This window comes from Bradyrhizobium sp. UNPF46 (assembly GCF_006658625.1).
In the GTDB taxonomy this organism is placed as follows: domain Bacteria; phylum Pseudomonadota; class Alphaproteobacteria; order Rhizobiales; family Xanthobacteraceae; genus Bradyrhizobium; species Bradyrhizobium nitroreducens.
In genome coordinates this window covers 20,355-27,830 of sequence record NZ_LFJB01000116.1, presented here as the reverse complement: position 1 = coordinate 27,830, position 7,476 = coordinate 20,355, and the positions used below count along the sequence as shown (strand labels likewise).

The window sequence follows — 7,476 nt, the reverse complement described above, 5'->3', positions numbered from 1 at the left end:
GCTCCGACATCAAACTTCCGACCAAGGTCCAACCCAAACGCCAATCAGCAACGAATTTGCCGGTTTTTCAGCAGACTGCTAGAAGCTTATCCCAAGCCTGCTCTTGCTTAGCCGTTGGCCGAATCGTCGGCGTGATTGTTTTCATTCTTCAGGAAATTGAAACCAGCCACGGCCACTTGTTCGCCAAGGCTGGTCAAGTCGATTTTTTCTCCGAACTTTTTTGGAAGGACCTTGGAAAGATACCACTTGCGGGTATCGACGCGAAGGCGGGAGCGTTGGATGTGCTCGTTGTCGAGAACGGTATAAGTCTCGCCGTCCTGCCGCTCGCGCTCTATGTAATCGTTTGAGCCGTCGTCGGCGATCTCTAGCAGCTCCTCGAACATCAATTCCGCTTGGATATTGCGGGCCTTCTCGTATTGCTCCCAAAACTCCTTCTTGTCCTCGTCAAGTAGCCACCGAAAAATGGTGGAAGCTGATGGCATGTTGTCGTCTTTGACGATGGTACGGATGCTCTCGCCCTCTGCGATGCGCTCGCAGATTTTGGCACCCAATGTCTTGGTGAATTTGGTCGGACGGCCAATAGCCATCCACAGATTGTATCACTTACGACATGCAATCTCTAATATTTGATGCAGCCCTACCGAAATAGGACTGTCACTAGGAAAACGAGAATTAGTTTGAGCATAGGAATTTATGAGGACTCGAACCCCTAGAACCGCCGAGGAAATATCCAAACAAACAAATCTTCGAAGTTTACGTCGCTCGGAGAGTCGAACATGCGTTGCTGGTGCGCCGTTTTTTGCAAAACTTAGATGAGTAACCGGTTTTTCCGAATCTAGCCGTATTTTACTACATCTAGTGGGTCTTCGGCACTTTGAGCGCTTTATGTGGTATTAATGATTCGTACTTTTTGTGTACTTTTACGCCTGTTACCAAGATCCTTACTAAGAGTTGCGCGGTTGTAGTCATGTGATTCAGTTGCAAGGACGCGGATTCGGTGTATGTGAGTCAGGTACCCACTCAGCATGACGTGCAACCGTTTCGGCACATTTAGATTATACGTTGCACGAGAGACGGCAGGTATAGAGCGGCTATCCTTACTTTCTGGAATGACGAGTTGCGATGTTTGCGTCGCGACTGAGGGCCTTGGTATGCCCTTTTGGAGAGAGTCCATGAGCAGTGAAAGCGACGGACAAGAGCTGACGTTCAACCTTCCTTTCCTGAAGGTTGTTGCGAAGGGAAGCGCTGCGATCCAAGCGGTCTGCAAGCCCGTTTTGATAATCGCGGTAGCTCTCGCCCTGGCAATTATCATTCTCGCTCTCAGCTATTCGCACCCCGAATGGCAGAGTCTGGTCATGCGCCCGTTCTCTTGGTTCAAAAAGCTTTTCTAAGCAGGCGCAATCTTTGCTCAGGCGAGGGTTTTGAGTCAGGACTTTTCTCTTAGAGGTTCAACTTTACTACCTCATCGATCGAGCGGACCACATGATATTGGGCACCCGCCCTTTTCACATATGCCTCGAAGTCGATTTGCTCAGGTGACTGCTTTCCGTCCTCTCTCTTCACTTCTAGGAAAATAGCTTGGCCGTCCTTCACAACGAGAATGTCTGAAAGTCCTAAGCACGCGTATTTTCCCATCTTACGAAATTGCAGGCCGCCTTTCCTGTCGCGATACAGCGCTGGGATGTTGTTCAGGCGGACGAAGAATACTCCACTTAGAGTCAGGTATTCGCAAATCGCCGATTGTATCTCTGTCTCTTTCGTTCTCGCCATGACGCCCGATGCAAGGGGTGATGCAAGGGGTCTAGGGTTGCATCAGGCGCTTCCAAACTATGCCGACGTTTCCATCGGGCGTCATGTGGGGAACTAGCTCTATTCTATCAGTCGGAAATCCGAGAAACTCGCATACTATGTGGAAAACAGAGAGGTCGTAATGGCTGATATCGACGATGCATTAGCAATAGTCCGCTTGGGCGGCGACCGCGGATCTCAAGTTTTCGTCCGAATGGCGAAAGAGTTCTATCTAAAGACCGGTACCAGTGGCCTTGCCAGCTGGGTACACGAGGCATTCCGCGAATTACCACAAGCAGAACAAGAGGCATTGGTCTGTGTCGGCTTGGAAGCAATGATAAGGGAAATGACCGGTCAGACAAAAAGAGAAACCCCGCATTGACGCGGGGCTTACCGCACTGGTCGAGCACTGCGCCGACTTGAACGGCATACAGGGCGTTCCCGACATTCCCCAACCGCAAGCAACCGTTCGCCACGGGCTCAGCTCTACGATCGTCATGATGGGAGGCGGTCGGCCGTCTTAGACAAGCACGGTCAGTTTGAATGCAGCGGCTACGGGGCAGCAGCGGATTGATCGATTTATGGGGACAAGAACGGTCCAGTGTTAGTATAGCGCCTCGCAACCTATCGAAAGCGTGATGCAACGCTCTCCCGCGAACCTGCCGATATGCCAATGGAAGAGGATATCTGCGTACGCAAAGACGCCTTCGCTGTGGTCGTCCATGGTGAAGTGCGATGCCTTGCTCATGCGAAGCAACGCCCGCGCTCGCATCTCCTTTGGGAGCAGGTAGACGGATGGCGACAAGAGAACGATGCCGCCGATGAATTCGGTGCGGAGCAAATCGTTGATGCGGATGGTGGTCTGTTGGTCCATCCCGAGTTTGTATCGGGACGCTTCGAAGCTGTAACCGTTGGCTATGAAGCACCATGCGGCGCTAGGGGGTACTGAGTGTTACAGTGCTGAATGAAAAAAAGCCGCCCATATTTTCAGGGCGGCAGTTGGGGAAAACTTAGAACAGTTCGATGGTCTCTACCCTCTTCTCGTCGCACAGCGCGGCGAGCATTTCGAGGGATTGAGGCGTGATCGGCGCAAGGAACGCCACGACGTTCTCCATTCCGGCTTCGAAGGCCGTAAGCACCTGAAGCGGATCTCGGACGAGGTACAGCTCCCCTTCCCCCACACGATCGCCGCCGAAGATAACCGAGTGCGGGTCGAAGCCGTTTGGGAATAGGAGCTTGGGCGATTGCTCGTCTGAGACAGCTATCCCGACATACGCCAGAAGCGTTCCCTGCCGGTCATGAATCGGGACGGCGAACCTGCCGCGCATAATTCCCTTCGGAGCAAACCCTGCGCCCCACGCTTTGCAGGTGGCTTCTGAGACCCCTAGCCCCCCGACTGCCTCTGTGTACTGAAGGTAGTCGAGGGGCTTCAACTCCCGAGTTTGTTGGACTGCGGGGCTGGGGGCCGTATTGGACGCTACCGAAGCCGTTCTAGGCTCGGCTGTCCCAAGCTGTTGCTCGATATACAGCGCGGCTTCGCGTTGCGTCATGTCCCGGATATGTGCGACGAGGCTTATCACGTCGCCGCCCTTACCTTGGGCGAAGCAGTAGTAGCTCCGCTTGTCGCTGTTGAGTGCAAGTGCCCTATCTCCTCCCTGTCGGCACGTCGGGCACGGCCCCCTATATTGCGGGCCGTTCTGCTTGAGCGTGAGATTGAGGATCGGAATCAGTTGCTCGATGCGCACCCGCTCTTTCAAACGGGCGAAGTCTACGTATGCGGCTTCCGTCATGATCATCTCCTGTGAATGAGCAAGCCGCTTGTCATTCTACCGCGTGCTATAATCGCGCGAGATGCAGAGTGTGGAATGTCGAGTGGAGCGGCGAATAGATCGAAACCGCTACGTCCTAGTTGACTGGCCTGTTTCTCGTTCGTGCATCACCGCCTGTTGCACGCAGGCGCGCTCCACCCGGCATTTCACAAATATCGAATGTGGATGGGGGGAGAATGGGCCTAATACGTCGTGTCTGGTACGAGACGGCCTACTTGTCTCAGAACTTAAGTACCGTATCTGAGCTGAAACTAGCGACGTTGCTCCCCACCCGCGTTCGATTCATATGTACATTCGCGGGAGAAAGAGGAGATACTCAGTGAGTACATCACAACAGCGGCGATTGCCGTTGCCCGACAAACGCGATGTAGCGTTTGTAGTTCGGGCCAAAACCGGCCCTGGTCCTCGTGACTGGTCGCCCGTAGGAGTCGCGTTCGTTCGCAAGAATGACGAGCCTGGCTTCACCATCAAGCTCAATACCTGGCCCATCGACACGGCCAACTTCAAGGGAGCGCTCGTGCTCGTTCCACCGTTCGTCACCGACGACGAACCTATCGACGAATGATTTCGTCACCTCGGGGCGGGCTTCGGCCCGTCCTTTCTATTTGGCTCCCAACTCCCCAAGAATGTCGAGCGAAGGGTTCCCAACGCGCTGCCACGGCTCCGTCAGCATGAAGCCCGTGGGCTTCGGGAAATAGTCGATAGATGCGAACTCACGCACAAATTTGAAGCCAATGTGAGCCGAACCTTTTCCACCCGTTCGTTCTTCAAGAATCGTCATCATTTCTTGCATTTCGTGTTCGCTGATGGCGACAAACAGCGTTACCGCGCTCGGAATGCCGAGCTGGCGCTGGTAGGTGCGATTGCGATGCAATTCGAGCGCCGCCAGTATCTTTTCATTTATGGTCTGCCTCACCGTCTTCTCGGGGTTACGCGTTTCGGTCCCGCGGTCTACTTCGATGCCGGCGACGAACAACCGGGCCGTCTTTCCGCCTTCCGGTGTATAAGCTATCGCGAACGGCTTGGTGTCGTGAACAGTGTCTCGGTCTACCTCGACCAGCTTGTTTAGGCGTGGCGTCCGATAGCTGAACTGCGTAGAGAAGTGGAACGGTGTCGTCGAACGCTTGGTCTCTGCTGGGCAAGACGGATGAGCCAAGATGTCCCGGTGTGTCACTAGCGATAGGGCGGCGTTGGCGTTCACACCCAGGGCAAAAGACGCTTCGACGAGGCAGCGCGCGGACTTATGTTTGATGTGGTCATTGCCACGGGCAAACGGACGATAGAGTCCTGCGTCCTTCAAGACCTGCTCACCCCATGCGGACAGCGAATAGATGGCAGGTCGATAGCGTGCATTGTGTGTTTCCCAAGAACCAGGCGGACATTCGATGACGCCTGCGCGATGCCGCAAATCGGTAAGGCGATTGATGGTGTATTCGGTAGAGAGGCCGGCGAGTGCAGGGATGTAGGTGCTCGGGAGGCACTCAAAATCTTGTAGCAGATCGAGAACACGTAAGTCGTTCTTGGTTATGCGAAATGATCTATTGCCCCGTACCGTGTTGTCGAAGCGTGAAACGCGTTTTAGTGAATCGACTTTTTGCATATCTCGAGATTGGAAGTCGACCACACCGCTGTCAAAGGCAAGCATGAGCGACCTTGAGTACAGATGTTCTGAAATGAAGCGCCCTGAGACGCTGAATAATTATACTACCAATCTGTTGAGGCCAGCGGGCTTGGCTTGTTCTCGGCCTGTGGCTTGGTGCGTTTTGGGGCCACTAGGATAGCCTGCGGCTGCGCTGAGGGTTCGTCGATTGGGGCAGATTGCCGCTCTGACCGCTGAACAATGAAACCGTACTCATCCCGCATCCGCTGGCGAATTGCCGTCTGTTGGTCGGCGGTCATGTGCGGCAGGTCTTCCATGTTCCGATACGGTACCTTTAGCGCTACAGCGTGGGGCGTGAGGTCGCGCACGAAGGCAGCGAACGTGCCGCGCGGGAGGCTGTGCAGGAACTCCGGCTCGCAGCGCAGCTTGGGAGCCAGGAATTTCGCCTCGTCGTCGCTGTTTGCGAACCGGATGGCGCAATTGGACATTGCGCTCAAGACATTGGGATTGGTGATTTGGTCGGTGCGCTGGTGGGCCAAAATCAGGGCGATCTTTTGCGACCGGCACTCGTCCAGGATGGTCGCTAGCTTCTGGTCGTTACGCACCCATTGGCACTCGTCCAAGTAACAATAGACGGGGAGTTTTTCAGAAGGTTTCAGCGTTGAACGCGCCTGAGCGGCCCCGAGGATAAGGGCCAGGAAGAAGCGCTGATAGAACTCGCTACCGTCGTCGCCAAGTTTCGCTTTGCTGGCATCGATTAGAACAATTTTGCCAGTGTCCATTGCCTCCTCGATCTTCAGCCGAGTGGTCGGCGAGGCGAACATGGCGCGCATGGTGTCATTGGTAAGAATGAAATCAAGACGCCAGATTATCTGGCTCCGCGTCTCCGCGTATGTCTTGGCGTAAAAGCCGTGCACTTTGTCTTCAAAGAACGAGCGCAGGCGGTCATCCAACCGCTCTATCTCCGCCTTTGTCAGACCGTCTGCTAAGACGCGCTTCAACGTCTCGATGGTTGGATGCTCGAATGCTTGGAGCATCGAGGGAAGCACCTGCCGGAACAGGGCGGATTGTAGGTTTGTGAATTTGGCTTCGAGTAGACCTGAGAGTATGTATTCGATGAGCGCGATGGTGTGTGGGATATTCTCGCTCGGCACGTCGAGCGGATTGAGGGCAAGCGGGTGAGCGCTATCGGGCTCGATAAGCACCAGCCGGTCGGCAACGGCCGCCATATTTTTTATCGGATTGATAAGGTCGCCTTTGCTGTCCATGACGATGATAGACGCATGGCGCGGGAGGTCGTCGAGAAACATTGAATGTAGGAGCGTCGTCTTACCCCGTCCGGGCGGGGCGATAATCCAATGGCCCGAGAAGCGGGTCTCATCAGAGAAACTGAACGGAATTAGCGCGTCAAAGATCTGCTCAAGGGGCGTGTCTTTGAGATAGCCCGAAAGGATCTCTTGCGGTTCACCCCCGTGCTCTTCGGGCAGGATAAGCTTTTGAGAACCCTTGTTTGCATCGACGTACGGAACACCCGATAGCTGATGCATATTGCGGTCGATTTGCCCCCGCAATGCATCGAATAAGCCCGCGGTCCTTGCCTCTTGCGAATAGAAGGCGGACAGAAAATCCTGAATCACTTTGCCAGGCTTGTCCAAGACATCAATAATCGAGACACTAAAAGCGGATTTTGCGTCCGATTGTATTGCTTCGTGGAAATCGGCACGCGAAAGCATGGCTGTAGTTGGAAGAGCGCGCATGAAACGACTGAATGCCTCGAAGAAGGTTACTTCAATCTTCTTCGGGAGCGCGACATCTCGCGACCGAGCTGCACGCCGTTTCATCGCATCGCGCCAACGGGCGATATCCATTGGATCATTCGAGAGCGGCTCAATCATTCCGCCCGTAAGTTCCTCGGCTTCATAGAGTGATTGAAGTGCGGCTCCGGCTGCGTGCACAATGCTAGGAACTGGTAGTCTTTCCTCACGTGCAATAACCGCTTCTACAAATGTCCTGAACGCGTTGTCACGGAATGCAATTGGTGACGGCGCTTTCGGTGGCGTTTCTAGTTCAGCCTTTATTTCTGCCTCTCGCAAAGCGACTTGCTGTTGTTCCCGTTGCACCTCTAACTTTCGATGTATGAGCCAACCGCCCCCTATGACGAGCACTACGGGAACGACAAAGATTCCGATGTAGATGAGAGCAACGACAATAGCGATACCTCCCATCGCGTATAGGACGAATGCGACCGGGGCGGGCATG

9 protein-coding genes are annotated in these 7,476 nt (G+C 54.3%); 3 read left to right on the top strand and 6 right to left on the bottom strand.

All coding sequences use genetic code 11. The features are described from left to right. Window positions 1–107: 107 nt before the first annotated feature. Window positions 108–587, bottom strand: a complete 480-nt coding sequence (locus UNPF46_RS35765; protein ID WP_142253172.1) for a terminase small subunit-like protein — start codon at window positions 585–587, stop codon at window positions 108–110. Window positions 588–1,172: 585 nt separating this feature from the next. On the opposite strand from UNPF46_RS35765, the gene UNPF46_RS35760 reads away from it, so the two are divergent. Further along, entirely contained in the window at window positions 1,173–1,391 is a 219-nt protein-coding gene (locus tag UNPF46_RS35760; protein WP_142253171.1) for a hypothetical protein, read from the top strand. Window positions 1,392–1,440: 49 nt separating this feature from the next. Here UNPF46_RS35760 and UNPF46_RS35755 read toward each other — a convergent pair whose 3' ends face one another. Continuing rightward, window positions 1,441–1,770, bottom strand: coding sequence for a VRR-NUC domain-containing protein (locus UNPF46_RS35755; protein WP_142253170.1), 330 nt, complete (start codon window positions 1,768–1,770; stop codon window positions 1,441–1,443). A gap of 160 nt (window positions 1,771–1,930) precedes the next feature. On the opposite strand from UNPF46_RS35755, the gene UNPF46_RS35750 reads away from it, so the two are divergent. Continuing rightward, complete coding sequence (locus tag UNPF46_RS35750) at window positions 1,931–2,170, top strand: hypothetical protein (RefSeq protein WP_142253169.1); 240 nt, start codon at window positions 1,931–1,933, stop codon at window positions 2,168–2,170. Between the two features lie 222 nt (window positions 2,171–2,392). Here UNPF46_RS35750 and UNPF46_RS35745 read toward each other — a convergent pair whose 3' ends face one another. Together UNPF46_RS35745 and UNPF46_RS35740 are read right to left on the bottom strand one after the other, a co-directional pair. After that, the gene (locus UNPF46_RS35745) at window positions 2,393–2,662 is read right to left on the bottom strand and encodes a hypothetical protein (RefSeq protein WP_142253168.1); all 270 of its coding nucleotides are present in this window, start codon (window positions 2,660–2,662) and stop codon (window positions 2,393–2,395) included. 136 nt (window positions 2,663–2,798) lie between these two features. Next, a complete protein-coding gene (locus UNPF46_RS35740) occupies window positions 2,799–3,578 on the bottom strand; it encodes a CHC2 zinc finger domain-containing protein (protein WP_181770267.1) in 780 nt (259 codons plus the stop codon). A gap of 358 nt (window positions 3,579–3,936) precedes the next feature. Between UNPF46_RS35740 and UNPF46_RS35735 the strand changes: the two genes are divergently transcribed. Next, complete coding sequence (locus UNPF46_RS35735; protein ID WP_142253166.1) at window positions 3,937–4,182, top strand: hypothetical protein; 246 nt, start codon at window positions 3,937–3,939, stop codon at window positions 4,180–4,182. Window positions 4,183–4,218: 36 nt separating this feature from the next. Here UNPF46_RS35735 and UNPF46_RS35730 read toward each other — a convergent pair whose 3' ends face one another. Continuing rightward, entirely contained in the window at window positions 4,219–5,262 is a 1,044-nt protein-coding gene (locus UNPF46_RS35730) for a replication-relaxation family protein (RefSeq protein WP_142253165.1), read from the bottom strand. A 59-nt stretch (window positions 5,263–5,321) separates the two neighbouring features. After that, complete coding sequence (locus UNPF46_RS35725; protein WP_142253164.1) at window positions 5,322–7,475, bottom strand: type IV secretory system conjugative DNA transfer family protein; 2,154 nt, start codon at window positions 7,473–7,475, stop codon at window positions 5,322–5,324. Between the last annotated feature and the right edge of the window lies 1 nt (window position 7,476).

Bases quoted from the DNA above. Each gene is read 5' to 3' on its own strand.
- UNPF46_RS35765 (WP_142253172.1), bottom strand. From the start codon at position 587: ATGGCTATTGGCCGTCCGACCAAATTCACCAAGACATTGGGTGCCAAA.
- UNPF46_RS35760 (WP_142253171.1), top strand. From the start codon at position 1,173: ATGAGCAGTGAAAGCGACGGACAAGAGCTGACGTTCAACCTTCCTTTC.
- UNPF46_RS35755 (WP_142253170.1), bottom strand. From the start codon at position 1,770: ATGGCGAGAACGAAAGAGACAGAGATACAATCGGCGATTTGCGAATAC.
- UNPF46_RS35750 (WP_142253169.1), top strand. From the start codon at position 1,931: ATGGCTGATATCGACGATGCATTAGCAATAGTCCGCTTGGGCGGCGAC.
- UNPF46_RS35745 (WP_142253168.1), bottom strand. From the start codon at position 2,662: ATGGACCAACAGACCACCATCCGCATCAACGATTTGCTCCGCACCGAA.
- UNPF46_RS35740 (WP_181770267.1), bottom strand. From the start codon at position 3,578: ATGACGGAAGCCGCATACGTAGACTTCGCCCGTTTGAAAGAGCGGGTG.
- UNPF46_RS35730 (WP_142253165.1), bottom strand. From the start codon at position 5,262: ATGCTTGCCTTTGACAGCGGTGTGGTCGACTTCCAATCTCGAGATATG.
- UNPF46_RS35725 (WP_142253164.1), bottom strand. From the start codon at position 7,475: ATGCCCGCCCCGGTCGCATTCGTCCTATACGCGATGGGAGGTATCGCT.